The following is a 20,410-nucleotide window of genomic DNA, read 5'->3' on the forward strand; positions in this document are numbered from 1 at the left end:
ATGACATTTCAGCCGTGGATCAAACGGTTCCCGGGTGGCGGCGCCGAGGCATCCGTCGTGGTGTTCCCGCATGCTGGCGGCGCCGCCGCGGCCTATCGATCCTTCGCTACTGCACTGTCCGCCAATGGTGTTGACGCGTACATCGTCCAATACCCGCAGCGCGCGGATCGCCTGACCCATCCCGCTCCCGCCACCATCGAGGAGTTGGCTGCCGAACTGTACGAGGCCGGCCAGTGGGACCGGGTGGGCCCGCTGCGACTGTTCGGCCATTGCATGGGTGCGGTGGTGGCTTTCGAATTCGCCCGCATCGCCGAACGCCACGGCGTCGAGGTGGGCGAGCTGTGGGCCTCCGCCGGCCAGGCACCGTCGACCATCGCGGGCTCGTCGCCGCTGCCGACCACCGACCGTGAACTGGTCGCCGACATGATGGATCTCGGCGGCACCGATCCGCGGCTGCTCGACGACGAGGATTTCGTGGAGTTGTTGTTGATGGCGGTACGCGCGGACTACGAGGCCTTCAACCGCTATTCGTGTGAGCCCGGTGTCCGGATCCGGGCCGACATCCACGCCGTCGGCGGCCGCGACGATCACCGCATCGAGCGAGAGTGGCTGCAGCGGTGGGATTCCCACACCGACGGCACCTTCACGCTGTCGCTGTTCGACGGCGGCCACTTCTACCTCAACGACCACACCGACTCGGTGGCCAAGATGGTGAGCGGGCAATGACCGGAAACGACCCCGTCGACCCCGTTGTCATCGTCGGCATGGCGTTGGAGGCCCCCGGCGATGTCGACACCGCGGACGGCTACTGGTCGCTGTTGTCCGAGCAGCGCGAAGCGCTGGGCCCCTTTCCCGCCGACCGCGGATGGTCGTTGCGTGAGCTGTTCGACGGGTCTCGGCGCGACGGGTTCAAACCCATCCACGACCTGGGTGGATTCCTTTGCAACGCAGCGAGATTCGATCCCGAGTTCTTCGGCATCTCACCGCGGGAAGCGGTCGCCATGGATCCGCAACAGCGCGTGGCCCTGCGCATCGCGTGGCGGACCCTGGAGAACAGCGGAATCAACCCCGATGACCTCGCCGGCCACGACGTGGGTACCTACATCGGCGCCTCGGTGCTGGAGTACGGGCCCACGCTGGCCCAATTCTCCCAGCACAGCGGGCATCTCATCACCGGCACCTCGCTGGGCGTGATTTCGGGTCGCATCGCCTACACCCTGGATCTGGCCGGCCCGGCGCTGACCGTCGACACCTCGTGCTCCTCGGCGTTGGCCGCCTTCCACACCGCCGTGCAGGCGGTGCGGGCGGGGGATTGCGACCTCGCGCTCGCGGGCGGCGTCGCGGTCATGGGCTCGCCCGGCTACTTCGTCGAATTCTCAAAGCAGCACGCGCTTTCCGACGACGGGCACTGCCGTCCGTACAGCGCGCATGCCACCGGCACGGTGTGGGCCGAGGGCGCCGCCATGTTCTTGCTGCAGCGCCGATCGGCGGCACTGCGCGACCGGCGGCGCATCCTCGCCGAGGTCCGGGCCAGTTGCCTCAACCAGGACGGCCGCACCACCGGACTCACTGCCCCGAGCGGTGCGGCGCAGGCCCGTCTCTTTCGCCGCGCCCTGGAGCTGGCCGGGCTGCGTCCCGGCGACGTCGACGTGATCGAAGGACACGGCACTGGAACACAACTCGGCGACCGCACCGAGTTGCAGTCGCTTGCCGAGACCTACGGGGCTGCCCCCGCGGGACGGGGACCGCTGCTGGGGTCCGTCAAGTCGAACGTAGGCCACTCTCAGGCCGCCGCAGGCGCACTGGGACTGGCCAAGGTCCTCGTCGCCGCCGACCGTGAAAGCATCCCGCCCACCCTGCACGCCGACGAACGCAGCCGCGAAATCGATTGGGAAAGCCAGGGTTTGCGATTGGCCGACAAGCTCACGCCGTGGCCGGCGCGCAACGGAGCGCGAATCGCCGCGGTGTCGGCATTCGGGATGAGTGGCACCAACACCCACATCATCGTGTCGATGCCGGAGGACGCGTCCGGGGCAAGGGCTGCCTGATGCCCACGCACAGCTGGCCCGACGGGCGTATCCCGGTGCTGCTCAGCGCGCACGCCGAGGAACTCATCGCCGAAGACGCGCAGGCGATCCTGCGTTACCTGGACCGCGAACCGCCCGTCACCCAGGTGGCCGGGCAGCTGCTGCGGACTCGACGCGTGCGCAGGCACCGCTGCGTGATTCGGGCCGGTGACCTCGGCGAGCTGGCCGCGGGCCTGCGCGCGTTGGCAGCGGGTGACGACCACCCGCTGGTGGCCCGCTCGACAGAACCTTCGGCCCCGCGTACCACGTTCGTGTTTCCGGGCCAGGGCACCCAGTGGCCGTCAATGGGTGCCGACGCCTACCGCGTGCTGCCGGTGTATCGCGCCGCGGCCGACAGGTGCGCCGAGGCGTTCGACGCGGCAGGACTGCCCTCCCCAGTGACGTATCTGACCACCGACCGCGACCCGGATACGTTCTGCGAAACCGAGATTCAGGGTGCGCAGTTCACCCACGCCGTCGCGCTGGCCGCGGTCTGGCGATCCTGTGGCGTCGTCCCGGACCTCACCGTCGGTCACAGCCTGGGCGAGATCGCCGCCGCCTACATCGCGGAATCCATCACCCTGTCGGATGCGGTCGCGGTGCTCGCCGCCCGCGCCGGCGTGGTGGACCGACTGCCCGGACGCTACGCCGTGGCGGCATTGGGCATCACCGCCGAGGCCGCTCAGGAGCTCATCGCGAACACCCCGGGCTGGCTGGAACTCTCGGTCGTCAACGCGGCATCGGCGGTCGCGGTATCCGGTGACCGCGAGGCGGTGACCGCCGCCGTCAACACCGTGCAGGGCCGGGGCCAATTCGCCCGGGAGATCACCGTCAACTTCCCGGTTCACACCAGCGTGCTCGACCCGCTGCAGGACTGGGTGCAGGGCCAGCTGCCATGCTCCGAGTTCGCCGACACCCCAGTACAATTCATTGGATCGGTGACCGGCGACGTGGTGGCACCCGGCACCGATTTCACCGACTACTGGTACAAGAATCTGCGGAGCATGGTGCGGTTCGACCACGCCGTGCGGTCTGCTCTTCGTTGTGGCGCAAAGGTATTCGTCGAACTGTCGACGCACCCGTCACTGCTGCACGCCATTGGTGAGGTGCTGGACGAATCCGGTGACTCCGCCGTGCTCCTGGGATCGGGTCGGCGCGGTGAGCCGTTGGTGGAGCAGCTGTCCGCGAACGTCGCCGCCGCAGCGGTCGCGGACCCCAGCTACCGCTGGGCCGATTTCATGGATGCTGCGCAGGAGCCGCTTCGCGACTTTCCGAACGCGCCGATGCGCAAGCTGCACATGTGGGCCACACCCGAACCCCTTTCGCCGGCGCCGGGCTTGACCGTCGCCATCGAAAAATGGCAGCGGACAGCACCACCCACACCGCGCAACGAGTCGGTCCGGCGCATCGCGCTGCTGGAACTCGGCTCTCAGACCCCGCTCGCCCAACGGCTGCACGCCGCGATTGACCGCCACCCCGGCACGGTGGCGGCGTCATCGAAAGACGCAGACGTCGTCGTCGCGATCGCGCCCGCGCTCGAGGACTCCGATGCGGCGCAGGCCGCCGCAGAGCTCACCGACCTCGTCGGTGACGGCCTCCTCGGCTACGTGAGCGAGATCGGACCGCAGTGCCGCGACGTGTGGCTACTGACCGTCGGCGGCGAACAGGCTGCCGCAGGAGATCCGGCGCCGCTGCCGGGTCAGGCGGCGCTGGCGGCAATGCACCGCAGCATCGGTTTCGAGCATCCCGATCAGTCGTTCGGCCATCTGGACCTAGCGTCACGCGATCTCGGCGAGACCGCCGCGGCAACGGTCCTCGATGTCCTGATCGCGGGCGGAGGCGAGGTGGCGCTGCGCGAAACATCCGACGGCCCGGTCCTATACGGGCGCGAGGTGGGCGGCACCGCGCCGGCGGCACCGGCCTGGCCGGCCGATTCCGGTGTTCTCGATGATGTGGTGATCACTGGCGGCGCCGGAGCGATAGGACTGCACTATGCGCGCTACTTCGCCGAGCGCGGTGCCAGGCGCATCGTGTTGCTCAGCCGCCGGGGCGCCGACGCCGCCATGTTGGCGAAGCTGGCCGAACGGCACGGTACCCAGGTCCTATCGCCGCCGTGCGACATCACCGACCGCGGCACGCTGGCGGCCACCGCAGCGGAATTCGCCGGTGATGGCGCATCATTGCTCATCCACGCGGCCGGCACGGCGACCTTCGCCGAGAGTGATCGTCTGACCGAGGCGGTATTCGCCGACACGTTCGGCGCAAAGGTCACCGGGCTGGCGCATATGACCGACCTGTGGCCGCTGCGGCCTGATTCCCGAATCCTATTGTGTTCCTCCGTGATCGGAGTGTGGGGCGGAAAGGGAACCGCGGCGTACGCGGCGGCGAATCGGATGCTCGACGCGATGGCGCATCAGTTGCGGGCAAGGGGGCTGCGGTGCGTGGCGGTGCGCTGGGGGCTGTGGCAGGGCTCGGCGGAGAGCACGGGAATCGTCGACGCGGATGAGACGGCGCGCGTGCAGCGCACCGGATTGCGGCCGATGCCACCGACGTTGGCTATCGAGGCCAGCCTGTACGACCATGTGGTCGACCCGTTGATACTCGCCGCCGACGCCGACCGGATCCGGCTGTTCTTCGGCAGCCAAGGGCCCGCCGCGGTTTCGGAAGCCCCGGTCACGATCGCCGCCACCACCGCCGAGGCGGTTCGCATCGAACTGGCGGCCGTGCTGAACATCGCCGAAATCGAGGCGCTGAACCTCGACGCGTCACTGTTCGACCTCGGCGTGGATTCGCTGCTCGCACTCGACCTGCGCAAGCGGCTCAAGAAGGCCACCGGCCGGACCGTACCTCTCGCAAAGCTGTTGGGCGGGATCACCGGGGCTGAGCTGATCACCAACCTCGAAGACCACAGAGAGAGTGAAAATTTCGCGTGACTGACACCGACCTCGGTACCCGCATCGACGACGCATCGCGACTGGAGCTGCTGCGCCGCAGGCTTGCCGAACGGGGATTGCGAACCCAAGCGCAGGATACCGACCCCGATAACCTCGACGACCTCACCGACGGTCAGCGCCGCATGTGGTTCGTCCACCAAGCCGACCCCAGCGGCGCGCTGCTGAATGTCTGCGTGTCCTACCGCATCACCGGCGACATCGACTCGTCGCGGCTGCGCGAGGCCGTCGACGCCGTCGCGCGCAAACACACGGTGTTGCGCACCACCTATGAGGTCGACGACAATGGCGCGCCGCGGCGCACGGTCCACGAAGACCTGCGTCCGGGCTGGGCCGAACACGACCTGTCCGAACTGTCCGAGCAGGCCCGTCAACTGCGGCTGGAGGTGCTCGCCCAGCGGGAATTCGCCGCCGCGTTCGACCTCACCAGCGATGCGCCGCTACGCATCACCCTGGTGCGCACCGGTTCCGACGAGCACGTAATGCTGCTGGTGGCCCACCACATCGCGTGGGACGACGGCTCGTGGCGGGTGTTCTTCACCGACCTCACCCGCGCGTACACGGGTGCCGAGCTCGGGCCCGAGCGGAGCCCGACCGTCCTGGCCGGCCCGGACACCACCGAAGCCGATCTGGACTACTGGCGGGCCGTGTTGGCCGATCCGCCTGAGCCACTGGAACTTCCGGGACCCACCGGCTCTGCGGTGCCGACCAGCTGGCGGTCACAACGCAGCACCTTGCGGCTGGAGTCCGACGTGGCCGAGCGGGTGTCCGCGCTGGCGCGGGAGACCGGCTCGACACCGTACATGGTGCTGCTGGCCGCATACGGCGCATTGATCCGCCGCTACACCCACACCGACGATTTCCTGGTCGCCACGCCGGTGCTGAATCGGGGTGCGGGCAGCGACGACGAGATCGGCTATTACGGCAACACGGTCGCGATGCGGCTGCGTCCACGCTCCTCGATGACGTTCCGTGAGTTGCTGTCGCAGACCCGAGACATCGCACTCGGCGCGTTCGCGCATCAACGGATCAACCTCGACAGGGTGGTCCGCGAGCTCAACCCCGACCGCCGGCACGGCGCCGAACGCATGACGCGCGTCAGCTTCGGCTTCCGTGAGCCGGACGGCGGCGGCTTCGCCCCACCCGGCGTACGGTGTGAACGCGCCGAATTGCGTTCCCACATCACGCAGTTGCCGCTCGGGTTCATGGTTGAATTCGACACCACCGGTGCGCTTGTCGAGGCTGAGCATCTCGTCGAGGTCATCGACTCGGCGCTGGCCACCCAATTGCTCCGGCACTACGCCGTGCTGCTGGACGACGCGCTGAGCGAGCCGGACAAACCGCTCTGGCGCCTGGCTCTGATGGACGACGCCGACTCGACGTGGCTGAGCGAGGTGTCGCGCGGCGAGCAGTTCGACACTCCCGCAACCACACTGCCCGCATTGGTGTCGCAGCAGGTTGCTCGCACACCCGACGCGGTGGCCGTCGTGTACGAAGGTACCCACTACACCTACCGCGACATCAACGAAGCGGCGAACCGGGTGGCGCACTGGCTGATCGCGCAGGGCATCGGCACCGAGGACCGCGTCGCCGTGCTGCTCGACAAGTCGCCTGAACTGGTGATCACCGCGTTGGGTGTGGTCAAGGCCGGGGCGGTTTATCTGCCGATCGATCCCACCTATCCCGAAGACCGGCTGTCGTTCATCCTCGGCGACTGCGACGCCAAACTCGTGCTGCGAAAACCGGTCACGGGACTGGACAACTACCGCACCGACGACCCCACCGACGGCGACCGGGTCCGCCCATTGCGGCCCGACAACACCGCATACCTGATCTACACCTCGGGCACCACCGGTCTGCCCAAGGGCGTTCCCGTTCCGCACCGACCGGTCGCGGAGTACTTCGTCTGGTTCAAGGGCGACTATCGGGTCGACGAGAACGATCGGCTGCTGCAGGTCGCCTCGCCGAGCTTTGACGTCTCGATCGCGGAGGTCTTCGGCACGTTGGCGTGCGGTGCGCGGCTGGTGATCCACCGGCCGGGTGGCCTCAACGACATCGGCTATCTCACCGACCTGCTGCGCGACGAAGGCATCACCGCAATGCATTTCGTGCCGTCGCTGTTGGGGTTGTTCCTGTCGCTGCCGGGCGTCAACCACTGGCGGACGTTGCAGCGGGTACCGATCGGCGGTGAACCGCTGCCCGGTGAAGTGGCCGACAAGTTCCATGCGACCTTCGACGCGCTGCTGCACAACTTCTACGGACCCACCGAAACGGTCATCAACGCCAGCCGCTACAAGGTCGAGGGCAAACAAGGCACCCGCATCGTGCCGATCGGGCGGCCCAAGATCAACACCCAACTGCATCTGCTCGATGAAGCGCTGCAACCGGTGCCCGTCGGTGTGATCGGCGAAATCTACATCGGCGGAAACCATGTGGCGCACGGCTATCACCGCAGGCCCGGGTTGACCGCTGAGCGGTTCGTCGCCGACCCGTTCAGCGAAGGTGGCCGGTTGTACCGCTCGGGGGACCTCGCCCGCCGCAATGCCGATGGCGACATCGAATTCGTCGGGCGCGCCGACGAACAAGTCAAGATCCGCGGCTTTCGCATCGAACTCGGCGACGTCGCGGCCGCGATCTCGGTCGATCCCAGTGTCGGGCAGGCGGTTGTGGTGGTCAGCGATCTACCGCAGCTCGGCAAGAGTTTGGTGGCCTATCTGACCCCGGCGGCCGACGCCGACGGAGTCGAGGTCGACCGGATCCGCGCGCGGGTCGCGGCCGCCCTGCCGGAGTACATGGTTCCGGCCGGCTACGTCGTGCTCGACGAGATTCCGATCACCGCACACGGCAAGATCGATCGCGCCGCGCTGCCGACTCCACAGATCCTGTCTGCCACGGAATTCCGTGAGCCGAGCACCGCGACCGAACGTCAACTCGCGGAACTTTTCGCCGAACTCCTCGGCCGCGAGCGCATCGGCGCCGACGACTCGTTTTTCGACCTCGGCGGGCATTCGTTGTTGGCCACCAAACTGGTCGCAGCCGTGCGCACCCGATGCGGCGTCGACATCGGGGTCCGGGAGATCTTCGAGCAGGGTACGCTGGCACGGCTGGCCGCCCACATCGACGCGCTGGCCTCCGGTGAGGCGGCACCTGCGCGGCCGCGGCTGATCGCCGTGCCGCACGACGGACCGGCACCGCTGTCGGCTTCCCAGCTGCGGAGCTGGTTCGCATACCGGGTCGAGGGACCGAGCGCGGTCAACAACATTCCGTTCGCCGCCCGGCTACACGGCCCGTGCGATGTCGACGCGCTGGTCGCAGCCATCGGTGATGTCGTCGACCGTCACGAGATCCTGCGCACCACCTACCGCGAAATCGACGGCGTGCCATACCAGATCGTCAACACCCCGCACCCGGTGACGGTCCGACGCGCTCGTGGAGACGGCGAAGACTGGCTACAGGCCGAACTGGACCGCGAGCGCCGGCACGTCTTTGACCTGGAGCGTGACTGGCCGATTCGGGCGGCCGTATTCAGCACCACTCCGCAAGATCCCGGGTCGCTTCGCTCCAGCCCTCCGGAAGAGCACGTGTTGTCCCTCGTCATGCACCACATCGCCGGCGACCACTGGTCGGCCAACGTGCTGTTCATCGATCTGCTCACCGCCTACCGGGCCCGCCGCGGCGGCCAACCGCCTGCGTGGGCGCCGCTGCCCGTGCAGTACGCCGACTACGGTGTCTGGCAGGCAGCATTGTTGGACGAAAGCACCGGTATCGTTGGCCCGCAACGGGATTACTGGCTGCGACAGCTCGACGGGCTGCCGGAAGAAAACGGCTTACGACCCGACTTCGCGCGCCCGCCGGTGCCCAGCGGTGACGGCGACTCCGTCGAGTTCAGCATCGCCGCCGCCACCCGCGACAAGCTGGCTGCGTTGAGCCGTGAGCTCGGCATCACCGAGTTCATGCTGCTGCAGGCCGCCGTCGCCGTCGTCCTGCACAAGGCGGGAAGCGGGCCGGACATCCCGCTCGGCACCCCGGTTGCCGGCCGCACCGAGGCCGAATTGGACCAGCTCGTCGGGTTTTTCGTCAACTTCGTGGTGCTTCGCAACGACCTGCAGGGCAATCCGACGGTCCGGGAGGTGCTGCGTCGTGCCCGGGAGACAGCGCTGTCGGCGTTCGCGCACCAGGATCTGCCGTTCGACCAGGTGGTGGATGCGGTGAGCCCGGTCCGGACGCTGGCGCGCAACCCGTTGTTCAGTGTGGTGGTGCACGTCCGCGAACAATTGCCGGAAGGCCGCGTCATCGACTCCGGACCCGACGGCGACACGACGTTCACCGCGTTGGAGCCGACGTTCGACGTAGCGCACGCCGATCTGTCGCTGAACTTCTTCGCCACCGATGACGCCTATCGCGGCCACGTCATCTATCGTCCGGAACTCTACGAACGCGCCACTGCGCAACGGTTTGTCCGCTGGGTCGGTCGCGTCCTCGACGCGTTCGCCGACGATCCGGACCAGACGCTGCGGGACATCGAGATAGCCGACGCCGACGAGAAGCGCCGCATCCTCGACGAGTGGGGCGCCGGGCGGGTGTACATCCTCGACGACGCGCTGAAGACGGTTCCGGTCGGTGTGGTCGGCGACATCTACCTTTCAGACGGCCCGCTTGTCGACGGCCGGTGGCGTACCCCGGGCCTCACCGCAACCCGACTGGTGCCCAATCCCTATGCCGGCGAGCCCGGTTCGCGGCTGTACCGCAGCGGCGGGAAGGGACGCTGGATCGACGACGGTCAACTGGAGTTCGTCGAACACACGCCACTGCACACCAAAACCGAGGTGCTGCCGTCAGGTTCAGCACCGCACGAGCCGCCGAGCACCGACACCGAACGCGCGTTGGCCGCGATGCTCGCCGAGATCCTCAGCGTGGACGAGATCGGGCGCTACGACGACTTCTTCGAGCTCGGCGGCGACAGCATCCTGGCCGTGCAGCTGGCCGCGCGGGCCAAGGACGCCGGGATCGGGCTGAAGGCACGCATGGTGTTCGAACATCCCGCGCTGCACGCGCTCGCTGCCGCCGTCGAAGAGGCGGACAGGAGCCCCGAACCCGACGCGGGCGATACGCACCACGAGCCGATGTCGGCTTCCGGGTTGTCGGCCGACGAACTTGCGGCGCTGAGCGCGTCGTGGACCGCGTCGCGGGACGGTGCCCAATGACGTCAACCGACACAAAACCCGCCATCGAAGATGTGATGGCGCTGAGCCCGCTGCAGCAGGGCCTGTTTTCGATGGCCGCCCTCACCGACCGCGAGGACGGCGCTGACCCGTACACCATCGCGATGGCCGCCGATGTCACCGGCCGACTCGACGTCGAGCTGCTGCGCGACTGCGCGGCAACGATGTTGGTGCGTCACCCCAACCTTCGGGCAAGCTTTTTCCGCGGTGAGCTGAGCCGGCCGGTGCAGGTGATCCCGAGCCACGTCGAGGTGCCCTGGCGCCATGTCAGCGCCCGGCCGGAGGACGTCGAGGCCCTGGAAGCCGAGGAGCGCCGCCGCCCGTTCGATCTCGAACGCGGGCCGGCGATCCGGTTCCTGCTCATCGAATTGCCCGACGAGCGTTGGCATCTGGTGGTCGTCGCCCATCACATCGTGATCGACGGGTGGTCGTTGCCGCTGTTCGTCGGCGAGCTCATCACGCTGTACCGCTGTAGCGGTGACACCGCGGCGCTGCCGCCGTCGCCCCGGCCGTACCGCGACTACATCGGTTGGTTGGCCACCCGTGACCCCGAGGCGAGCCGCAGCCTGTGGCGGCAGCACCTGGCAGGCCTGGACGGTCCGACGCTGCTGACACCCGCGCTGACCGGAGCCGAGGCACCGGCCGGCATCCCGCGTCGCACCGAACTGCGGCTCGATCGCCACGCCACCGGCCGCCTGGCCGAAGCCGCCCGCTCCCGTGGTGTCACGGTGAACACCTTGTTCCAAATAGCCTGGGCGACACTGTTGTCGGCGTTCACCGACCGCGGCGACGTGGTCTTCGGCGTGACGGTGTCGGGCCGGCCCAGTGAACTGACCGGCGTCGAGACCATGATCGGCCTGTTCATCAACACCGTGCCACTGCGGGTGAGGCTGAACCCCGCGCAGCCGGTCGGCGCGCAATGCGTCGCGCTGCAACGTGAAGCGGCCGCGCTGCGGGACCACAGCTATCTCGGGCATGCCGAACTCCGGGCACTCGGCGGCGTCGGGGAAATGTTCGACACGCTGCTGGTGTACGAGAACTTCCCGCCCGGCGGGGTGGTCGGCGGTACGGAGTTCACCGCCAACGGCGCGACGTTCTACCCGGCCGCGCTGGAAAGCCTTTCACACTTTCCGGTAACCATCGCCGCGCATCTCACCGACGGTGAACTCATCGTGCTGGTGGAGGTGATTGACGGTGCGCTCGGCCCGATGAGTCCGGAAAGCCTGGGCACGCGCGTGCTTTCGATCGTGCAACGTCTGATCGACCGCTGGGACAGTCCACTTCGCGATGTCGGCGTTCTCCTCGACGATGAGCGCGAGCGCATCCAGGCCCGCGGTGCCACGCGGTCACCGGCGGTGGCCGGCTGCGGCGTGCACACGAAGTTCACCGAAATCGCCGGCGGCCGACTGGGTTCGGTCGCCGTGACGTGGCACAGCGGCCAGATGACCTACCGCGAGCTTGACGAGGCAGCTGACCGTGTCGCCGCGGCACTTGTCGCGCGCGGGGTGCGTAGCGAGACACCGGTCGCGATAAAGCTCTCGCGCGGACCGGATTACGTGGTCTCGATGCTGGGCGTGCTCAAGGCCGGCGGCATGATCGTGCCGCTCGACCCGGCCATGCCCGCCGTGCGCATCGACGACATCCTGGCGCAGGCCGCCGTCCATGTCGTCGTCGACGACGCCCTGATCGCCGCCGCGACCGACGAGCCGCCACCGGACTATCGGCCCGCAACCGTGTGCCCCCAGCAGGCGGCCTACGTCGTGTTCACCTCGGGCACCACCGGCCGGCCGAAAGGCGTTGTCGGCACGCATGAAGCGCTGCTGGCCTACGCCGATGACCACGCGCAGCACATCCTGCGTCCGGCCGCCACCCGCATCGGCCGACCGTTGCGCATCGCACACGCCTGGTCGTTCACCTTCGACGCGGCGTGGCAACCGCTCGCGGCGCTGCTCGACGGACATTCGGTGCACGTCATCGGCGATGAGGTGCAGCGCGACGCCGAGGCACTCGTCGAGACCATCGGGCGGTTCGGCCTCGACATGATCGACACCACGCCGTCGATGTTCGCCCAACTGCACAACGTCGGCCTGCTGTCCACGGTGCCGCTGACGGTGCTGGCCCTCGGCGGGGAAGCCGTCGGGGTCGCAGCCTGGCGACTGATCCAAGATGAATGCGCCCGCACCGGAATGTCGGCCTACAACTGCTACGGGCCCACCGAGACCACCGTCGAGGCGGTCGTCGCCACCATCGCCGAGCACGCACAGCCGTCGATCGGACATCCCACCCGGCCCACCGTTGCGCACGTGCTGGATTCCTGGCTGCGGCCGGTACCGGACGGCGTGGCCGGTGAGCTGTACCTGGCGGGCGATCAGTTGACCCGCGGCTACCTCGGTCGCCCGGCCGAGACTGCGGGCCGCTTCGTCGCGGATCCGTTCGTGCCCGGCCGCCGGATGTATCGCACCGGTGATGTCGTTCGCCGCGGGCCGGACGGGGCTCTGCAGTTCCTGGGCCGCACCGACGATCAGGTGAAGATCCGCGGTTTTCGTGTTGAGCCCAGCGAGATTTCGGCGGTGCTACACAGCCATCCCGCGGTGCGCCATGCCCACGTCGCGGTGCGCCGCCACGCCAGCGGCCCGAGGCTGATCGCGTATGTGGCGGCGGGGGAGAACCCGCCGTCGGTGTCTGAACTGCGCGGCATGCTCACCAAGCGACTGCCGCGCTACCTGGTTCCGCACCACATCGTCGTCGTCGGCGAGCTGCCGCTCACCACGCATGGCAAGGTGGACGAGAGCGCCCTGACCGCAATCGATTTCGGCGAAATTGCCGCGACCGCACCGGAAACCGCCACCGAAGCCGCGCTGGCCGAACTGCTGTGCGACGTCCTGGACGCCCCGCAGGTCGACGTGACCGCCGAGTTCCTGGAGATGGGCCTGGACAGCATCGCCGCGCTATCGCTGGTGCAGGCGGCGCGTCGACGGGGCATCGAGATGCGGGCCCGGTTGATGCTGGAATGCAACACCATCCGGGAACTGGCCGCGGCCATCGACAACGGCGTCGGTCCGCACGGACCCGCGGGCGTCGACGCCGATCGATACGGCGAAGTGCTGCCCGCACCCATCGTCTCCTGGATGTACGAGTGCGGAAATTTCCGCCGGTTCACCCAGGACGTGATCATCGCGCTGCCGCCCGATATGTCCGGCGAGCGACTGGAGGAGGTGCTGCAGGCGCTGCTGGATCGCCACGACATGCTGCGTTCGGTACTGGAAGTCCGCGACGGGCGGTACCGGCTGACCACTCGGCCGCCGGGATCGGTTCGGGCGGCCGATGTTTTGCATCGGGTGGACGCCCCGGCCGAGGCCGCCCTGGCGGCCGAATCGCGCGCCGCGCAGAACCGCATCGACCCGACGACCGGCTCCATGATCCAGGCGGTGTCGTTCGCCGGTCGGCCCGCGTGCCTGCTGATGTGCGTGCACCACCTGGCCACCGATGTGGTGTCGTGGTACGTGATGCTGGCCGGTATGGCGCAGATCGCCGCCGATCTCAATGCCGGCGAAACACCCAAGGTGGCAACGGAATACACCACCTACCGCGAGTTCTGCCAATTGTTGGACGAACGCAGTCGCACCGACGAGGTGACGGCGCAACGTGAGTACTGGACCCGCCAGCTCGGCGCGCCGGACCCGGCGTTGGGCAGGCGCCTGCCGGATCCGACCACTGACACGTGGGGGTCGTTGCGGCGCACCGACGTCGCGACCGACAGCGCGACCACCCGCCGCATTCTCGACAAGGTCGACGGGTCCGGGATCGAGATGCGGGATTTCCTGCTGGCCGCATTGACGATGACCATCACGTCGTGGCAGGTTTCCCGCGGTCAGTCCGCCGAGCATGGCGCGTTGATCGCGCTGGAGGGACACGGCCGCGAAGACAGTCAGTTGGCCAGTTCGGTCGACACCTCGGCGACGGTAGGGTGGTTCACCTCGGTGTACCCGGTGCGATTGGGCGCCGGCGACAAGCCCGTCGATGTGCAGACGGCCCAGCGCGATCCGGACGCCGCGCGGGCATTGGTGGACAACGTGGCCAAAGACGTTGCCGCCGTGCCCAACCGCGGCCTGGACTACGGGCTGCTGCGCTACCACCGCGCCGATCCCGCTCTCGTCGCAGCGCGCCACCCGCAGGTCGAGTTCAATTACATCGGCCGCTACGACCTCAGTGCCGACCCCGCCGTGCGGGCGGGCGCCGACACCTCGCCGTGGTCACTGATCACCGACGCCGCGCTCAACGAACAGCTGCCACTGGCGCCGGAACCCGATCTGCCGCTGCGCTATACGTTCGACGTCATCGCTGTCGTGACCTCCACCACCGAAGGGCCGCAGCTGATGACGAGCTGGCGGCGGAGCGAGAAGCTTTCCACAGCAGCGGAACTCGACGAGTTGGCGGAGTTGTGGCGCCGCGCCATAGACGTGTTGGGGGAGGCCCTGTGAGTGCAACGCTGGCCGTTGTCGGCGCCGGCGCCAAAGCGGTCGCCGTCGCCGCCAAGGCCGCCGAACTGCGCACGATGGGAGTCGATGTCCCGGACGTCATCGCCGTCGAACGCACGGGAATCGCGGCCAACTGGCAGGCCAGCGGCGGCTGGACCGACGGGCAGCACCGGCTGGGCACGAGCCCGGAGAAGGACGTCGGGTTCCCGTACCGGTCGTCGCTGGTGCCGCGCCGCAACGCCGAACTCGACGAGCGGATGACCCGGCACAGCTGGCAGTCGTATCTGATCGCGACCGGACAGTTCGCCGAATGGGTGGACCGCGGCCGGCCCGCGCCCACGCATCGCAGGTGGAGCCAGTACCTGCGTTGGGTGGCCGACAACATCGACATGACTGTGATAGCCGGTGAGGTGCAACGCATCTCGGTGTCCGAACGGCGATGGGCGCTGCACACCCACGAGACCACGGTGCACGCCGACGCGGTGATGATCTCCGGCCCGGGGCAGGCCGAACGATCCATCCTGCCCGGCAACCCGCGGGTGCTGTCCATCGCGCAGTTCTGGCACCGCGCCGCGGCACACGAGCTGATCGTCGCCGAGCGGGTCGCAGTGATCGGTGGCGGGGAGACCGCCGCGTCGATGCTCAATGAGCTGTTCCGGCATCGGGTTTCGACCATCACCGTGATCTCACCGCAGGTGACGCTGTTCACCCGGGGTGAGGGCTTCTTCGAGAACACGCTGTTCTCCGATCCGACCGGCTGGACCGAACTGACGCTGGCCGAACGCCGTGATGCGTTGGCCCGCACCGACCGTGGCGTGTTCTCGGCGCGGGTGCAGGACGCCCTGCTTGCCGACGACCGGATCCGTCACTTGCGGGGTCGAGTCGCGCACGCTGTGGCCCGCGACGAGAAGATCCGGCTGACCCTGCAGACCGAGCGGGGCAGCGAACGCCTGGAGACCGTGCACGGTTTCGACCTGGTGATCGACGGGTCGGGAGCCGACGCGCTGTGGTTCGTGCCGCTGCTGGGTCAAGACGCGCTCGACCTACTGGAGCTCGGGCTCGGTGGTCCGCTGACCGGTGAGGCGCTGCAGCAAAGCATCGGTTACGACCTCGCGGTCACCGACGTCGTCCCGAAGCTGTTCTTGCCCGGGCTGTCCGGGCTCACCCAGGGCCCTGGGTTTCCCAACCTCAGTTGCCTGGGGCTGCTGTCCGACCGAGTCCTGGGATCCGACTATTCAGCAAGTGCCGACACCACGATCAGGAGTAGCGATGAGCACCAACCCATTCGATGACGAGAACGGCACCTTCTATGTGCTGGTCAACGAGGAGGACCAACACAGCTTGTGGCCGACTTTCGCCGACGTCCCCGCGGGCTGGCGGGTGGTGTTCGGTGAGAGCACCCGCGCCGACTGCCTGGCTTATGTCGAACAGAACTGGACCGACCTGCGCCCGCGCAGCCTGCGTGAGGCGATGGTCAGCGATTAACTCGCTACGTGCCCTGCGGCAGGATGCCGTCCATGCCGTCCATGTCGAAAATGCGGGCATGCAGGACGGTGCGGTTGCGCAGCGCGGCCCGCACCGCCCGGTGCAGGCCGTCCTCCAGGTACACCACGCCCTTCCACTTCACGGCGTGGGGAAACAAATCGCCATAGAACGTCGAATCCTCCGACAGCAAACGATCCAGCGCCAACACGGTCGTCGTCGTCACGATCTCGTCCAACCGGATTTGCCGCGGCGGGATCTGCGACCAGTCCCGATGACTCAGGCCATGGTCCGGATAGGGTTTGCCGTCGCGGACGCCCTTGAAGATCACCGCTGATCCGCCCCGCTGATCCGCCCCCGTCCCCTTCGCGTCAGCATGAAAAGTAAGGCTAGTCCCTGGGCGCCAGCGCCGTCAGCATCACGCTCTTGACAGCGCCACGCTCATGTGCGCGGAGAACGGGCTGATGATGACCGTAAAATGGGCGAGAACTAGGTGCGAGTGGGAGGTGAACAGTGGGTAGTGCCGACGACCGTCGCTTCGAGGTGCTGCGTGCGATCGTCGCCGACTTCGTTGCCACCAAGGAGCCCATTGGCTCCAAAACCCTTGTCGAGCGCCATAACCTCGGTGTTTCCAGTGCGACCGTGCGCAACGACATGGCGGTGCTGGAGGCGGAGGGTTACATCACTCAGCCGCATACCAGCTCCGGGCGAATCCCGACAGAGAAGGGTTACCGCGAATTCGTCGACCGGCTCGACGACATCAAGCCGCTGTCGTCGTCGGAGCGACGCGCGATCCTGAAGTTCCTGGAATCCGGCGTCGACCTCGATGACGTGCTGCGTCGCGCGGTGCGGCTGCTGGCGCAGCTGACTCGCCAGGTCGCGGTGGTGCAGTACCCCACCTTGTCGACGTCGAGCGTGCGCCACCTGGAGGTGGTGGCGTTGACGCCCGCGAAGCTGTTGCTGGTGGTGATCACCGACACCGGCCGCGTCGATCAGCGGATCGTGGAACTCGGCGACGCCATCGACGAGCACGAGCTGACCCAGTTGCGGGACCTGCTGGGCCAGGCGCTGGAGGGCAAGCCGCTGGCGGCGGCGTCGGTTGCGGTGTCCGAGCTGGCCAGCCACCTCAACGGCCACACCGGCCTGGCCGTCGCGGTCGGCCGCTGCGCGACGGTGCTGGTGGAGACGCTGGTCGAACACCACGAGGAGCGGTTGCTGCTCGGCGGTACCGCCAACCTGACTCGCAACACCGCGGATTTCGGCGGTTCGTTGCGCTCGGTTCTCGAGGCGCTCGAAGAACAGGTGGTGGTATTGCGTCTGCTGGCGGCGCAGCAGGAGGCCGGCAAGGTGACGGTGCGCATCGGCCACGAGACCGAGGCCGAAGAGATGGCGGGCGCGTCGGTGGTGAGCACGGCGTACGGCTCGTCGGGCAAAGTGTATGGCGGCATGGGTGTGTTAGGGCCCACGCGAATGGACTATCCGGGAACTATCGCTAATGTCGCTGCGGTTGCTTTGTACATCGGCGAAGTCTTAGGCAGCCGCTAACACCGGCATTCGAAAGGTCAGGCGTGGCACGCGACTATTACGGCCTGCTCGGAGTGAGCAAGGGCGCCAGTGATACGGAGATCAAACGCGCCTATCGGCGATTGGCCCGCGAGCTGCATCCCGACGTCAACCCCGACGAGGAGGCTCAGGCGCGGTTCCGGGAGATCAGCGTCGCCTACGAGGTGCTCAGCGATCCGGAGAAGCGCCGCATCGTCGACCTCGGCGGCGACCCGATGGAGACCGCGAGCGCTGCGGGCAACGGCTTCAGCGGCTTCGGCGGTCTCGGCGATGTCTTCGAGGCCTTCTTCGGCGGCGGTACCGCCTCGCGCGGACCCATCGGCCGGGTCCGGCCGGGTTCGGATTCGTTGCTGCGGATGCGGCTTGACCTGGAGGAATGCGCCACCGGCGTGACCAAACAGGTCACCGTTGACACCGCCGTGCTGTGCGACCTGTGCCACGGCAAGGGCACCCACGGCAATTCCACGCCCGTCACCTGTGACACCTGCGGCGGGCGCGGCGAGATCCAGACCGTGCAGCGCTCGCTGCTCGGACAGGTGATGACGTCACGGCCGTGCCCGGTCTGCGGCGGGGTGGGCGAGGTCATTCCCGACCCGTGTCACCGCTGCGGCGGTGACGGCCGGGTACGCGCGCGGCGCGATATCAGCGTCAAGATCCCGGCCGGCGTGGGCGACGGGATGCGGGTGCGGCTGGCCGCGCAGGGCGAAGTCGGGCCCGGCGGCGGGCCGGCGGGCGATCTCTATGTCGAGGTGCACGAGAAGCAGCACCCCACGTTCGTCCGCGACGGCGATGACCTGCACTGCACCATTTCGGTGCCGATGGTCGACGCCGCGTTGGGCACCACGGTTACCGTCGACGCGATCCTCGACGGGCCGACGGAGATCACCATCCCTGCGGGCACCCAACCCGGTGCCATCACCACGCTGCGTGGCCACGGCATGCCGCATCTGCGCTCGGGCGTGCGCGGCGACCTGCATGCGCACATCGACGTCGTGGTGCCCACCCGCCTCGACAACGAGGACATCGAGCTGCTGCGCAAGTTCAAGGAGCGCCGCACTCGCGACGAGGCGGAGGTGCGCTCGACGCAGGCGCCGGCGTCGACCGCGAGCGGTTTGTTCAGCCGGCTGCGCGAGACCTTCACCGGTCGCTAGTGCCCATGCGCCGCGAGGACGGTTAGCGCCATGTCGCGCGCGATGTTCTATGTCGACGCGCTACCCGAGGTTGGTGATGTGGCGGTCGTGGACGGCGACGAGGGTTTTCACGCCGCCAATGTCCGGCGCATCCGCCCCGGCGAGCAGATCGATCTCAGCGATGGCGCCGGCGCGCTGGCGCACTGCGTCGTCGAAGACGTCGGCAAAGGTCGGCTGACGGCGCGGCTGCTGGAGCGTTGGCAGGTCGCGCCGGCCACGCCGAGCGTCACCGTCGTGCAGGCATTGCCGAAATCCGATCGCTCCGAGCTGGCCATCGAGTTGGCGACGGAGGCCGGAGCGGACGCGTTTGTGGCTTGGCAGGCGTCGCGCTGTGTGGCCCGTTGGGAGGGCTCGGCGCGGGTCGAGAAAGGACTGCGACGCTGGCGTGCGGTGGCCCGTTCGGCGGCCCGCCAATCGCGGCGTCCGTACATCCCGGCGGTCAGCGGTGTGGTGACGACGGGGGAGCTGGTGCGACGGGTCAGTGACGAGGTTGCGGCCGACGGTGTGGTGCTGGCTCTGCACGAGGCGGCTACCGAGCCATTCGCCAAAGTCTCTCTGTCGCATACTGATTCGGTGATGTTGATCGTCGGACCGGAAGGAGGCATTAGCGACGAGGAGATCGACGCACTCGCTGGGGCGGGGGCTGTGCCAGTGCGGCTCGGCCCCACGGTATTGCGCACGTCGACGGCCGCGGCCGTCGCGCTGGGAGCGCTCGGTGTGCTGACGCCGCGCTGGGATTGAAACAGCACCCGACCCCGAACAGGTGTATCACTGAAGGCGTTGAGCGACAACTGAAGTCGCTTATGGCACGAGGATAAAGCCGCCAAGCGGATCGAGGGCGACTCAGATTCTAGCTAGCGGAGGGGAGTGTCAGCTGGAGAGCACCAGTGCCTAACGGCTCCAGCATCACGTCGGCGGGCCAACTCACGCGGTGGTCCTCTCTCCTTCAGGATTTCATCGAGCGGATCGGTCGGTGGCGGCTCGCCTTGAGGGTGATCGAGCGCCTGTCAGCACCTTTCTCTTCAGCGTTCCGGTCCTGGGGGATCATTTCCGGCGAGAGCGGCGGCACTGGCCTGCAGTTTTGAGCCGACCTGCGTGTCCTCGGAAGCCAGGATGCTGGCCCACTTGGTGATGTCGGCGTGGTGTTCTTCGGCTTGGGCTTTGCGCTCCAGATAGTGGTTCATCTCGCGGGCGGTGTAGCGGCGCGTGTCCGTGACCGTCAAATTTTCCGCTACCAGAAACTCGTTCTGTTCGGCCTCGGATATTGCGTGCAGTGCGCGCTCACGGACCTGGTATAGGTTGCCAGACCCAAGATCGGCCACCTTCGCCTGTATCAGCGGCATCACCATCCCACTCAGTGCCGCCGGGCGCGGAGAGCTGCTGGACGTGTCCATCGGCGGCAATCTCAAGACGCTCTGCGGCAGCCCTGTACTGGCTCGCCCTGCACCTACTACTACC

The 20,410-nt window shown here is 67.9% G+C and carries 12 protein-coding genes; 10 read left to right on the plus strand and 2 right to left on the minus strand.

The features are described 5' to 3' along the window. From CWS39_RS15800 to CWS39_RS15830, 7 genes are read left to right on the plus strand one after another with little or no spacing between them, the layout of a single operon-like run. Positions 1-726, plus strand: coding sequence for a thioesterase II family protein (locus tag CWS39_RS15800; protein ID WP_102143875.1), 726 nt, complete (start codon positions 1-3; stop codon positions 724-726). Then, positions 723-2,048: a beta-ketoacyl [acyl carrier protein] synthase domain-containing protein gene (locus CWS39_RS15805; protein WP_102143876.1), complete on the plus strand. Its 1,326-nt coding sequence runs from the start codon at positions 723-725 to the stop codon at positions 2,046-2,048. Before CWS39_RS15800 ends, CWS39_RS15805 begins: the two co-directional genes overlap by 4 nt. Continuing rightward, entirely contained in the window at positions 2,048-4,999 is a 2,952-nt protein-coding gene (mbtD, locus tag CWS39_RS15810; protein WP_102143877.1) for a mycobactin polyketide synthase MbtD, read from the plus strand. The genes CWS39_RS15805 and mbtD overlap by 1 nt, the downstream gene beginning before the upstream one ends. Next, on the plus strand, positions 4,996-10,221 hold the full coding sequence (locus CWS39_RS15815) for a non-ribosomal peptide synthetase (RefSeq protein ID WP_102143878.1): 5,226 nt from the start codon (positions 4,996-4,998) through the stop codon (positions 10,219-10,221). Before mbtD ends, CWS39_RS15815 begins: the two co-directional genes overlap by 4 nt. Continuing rightward, entirely contained in the window at positions 10,218-14,720 is a 4,503-nt protein-coding gene (locus tag CWS39_RS15820; protein WP_102143879.1) for a non-ribosomal peptide synthetase, read from the plus strand. Before CWS39_RS15815 ends, CWS39_RS15820 begins: the two co-directional genes overlap by 4 nt. After that, on the plus strand, positions 14,717-16,009 hold the full coding sequence (gene mbtG / locus CWS39_RS15825; protein ID WP_102143880.1) for an NADPH-dependent L-lysine N(6)-monooxygenase MbtG: 1,293 nt from the start codon (positions 14,717-14,719) through the stop codon (positions 16,007-16,009). The genes CWS39_RS15820 and mbtG overlap by 4 nt, the downstream gene beginning before the upstream one ends. Then, positions 15,987-16,202 (plus strand): MbtH family protein, encoded by a 216-nt coding sequence (locus CWS39_RS15830; protein WP_102143881.1) that lies wholly within the window; start codon positions 15,987-15,989, stop codon positions 16,200-16,202. Before mbtG ends, CWS39_RS15830 begins: the two co-directional genes overlap by 23 nt. 4 nt (positions 16,203-16,206) lie before the next feature. Here CWS39_RS15830 and CWS39_RS15835 read toward each other — a convergent pair whose 3' ends face one another. Beyond that, positions 16,207-16,530: a type II toxin-antitoxin system VapB family antitoxin gene (locus CWS39_RS15835; RefSeq protein ID WP_102143882.1), complete on the minus strand. Its 324-nt coding sequence runs from the start codon at positions 16,528-16,530 to the stop codon at positions 16,207-16,209. A 182-nt stretch (positions 16,531-16,712) separates the two neighbouring features. Here CWS39_RS15835 and hrcA point away from each other — a divergent pair, with 182 nt between their 5' ends. From hrcA to CWS39_RS15850, 3 genes are read left to right on the plus strand one after another with little or no spacing between them, the layout of a single operon-like run. Next, entirely contained in the window at positions 16,713-17,744 is a 1,032-nt protein-coding gene (gene hrcA, locus CWS39_RS15840) for a heat-inducible transcriptional repressor HrcA (RefSeq protein WP_102143883.1), read from the plus strand. 23 nt (positions 17,745-17,767) lie between these two features. After that, complete coding sequence (gene dnaJ / locus CWS39_RS15845) at positions 17,768-18,913, plus strand: molecular chaperone DnaJ (protein ID WP_102143884.1); 1,146 nt, start codon at positions 17,768-17,770, stop codon at positions 18,911-18,913. Positions 18,914-18,943: 30 nt separating this feature from the next. Further along, on the plus strand, positions 18,944-19,693 hold the full coding sequence (locus CWS39_RS15850; RefSeq protein ID WP_102143885.1) for a 16S rRNA (uracil(1498)-N(3))-methyltransferase: 750 nt from the start codon (positions 18,944-18,946) through the stop codon (positions 19,691-19,693). A 281-nt stretch (positions 19,694-19,974) separates the two neighbouring features. Here CWS39_RS15850 and CWS39_RS15855 read toward each other — a convergent pair whose 3' ends face one another. Continuing rightward, positions 19,975-20,301, minus strand: a complete 327-nt coding sequence (locus tag CWS39_RS15855; protein WP_102143886.1) for a hypothetical protein — start codon at positions 20,299-20,301, stop codon at positions 19,975-19,977. Between the last annotated feature and the right edge of the window lie 109 nt (positions 20,302-20,410).

This window comes from Mycobacterium hubeiense, assembly GCF_002838065.1.
Taxonomy (GTDB): domain Bacteria; phylum Actinomycetota; class Actinomycetes; order Mycobacteriales; family Mycobacteriaceae; genus Mycobacterium; species Mycobacterium hubeiense.

Bases quoted from the DNA above. Each gene is read 5' to 3' on its own strand.
- CWS39_RS15800 (WP_102143875.1), top strand. From the start codon at position 1: ATGACATTTCAGCCGTGGATCAAACGGTTCCCGGGTGGCGGCGCCGAG.
- CWS39_RS15850 (WP_102143885.1), top strand. From the start codon at position 18,944: ATGTCGCGCGCGATGTTCTATGTCGACGCGCTACCCGAGGTTGGTGAT.
- CWS39_RS15805 (WP_102143876.1), top strand. From the start codon at position 723: ATGACCGGAAACGACCCCGTCGACCCCGTTGTCATCGTCGGCATGGCG.
- CWS39_RS15855 (WP_102143886.1), bottom strand. From the start codon at position 20,301: ATGGTGATGCCGCTGATACAGGCGAAGGTGGCCGATCTTGGGTCTGGC.
- CWS39_RS15820 (WP_102143879.1), top strand. From the start codon at position 10,218: ATGACGTCAACCGACACAAAACCCGCCATCGAAGATGTGATGGCGCTG.
- CWS39_RS15830 (WP_102143881.1), top strand. From the start codon at position 15,987: ATGAGCACCAACCCATTCGATGACGAGAACGGCACCTTCTATGTGCTG.
- mbtD (WP_102143877.1), top strand. From the start codon at position 2,048: ATGCCCACGCACAGCTGGCCCGACGGGCGTATCCCGGTGCTGCTCAGC.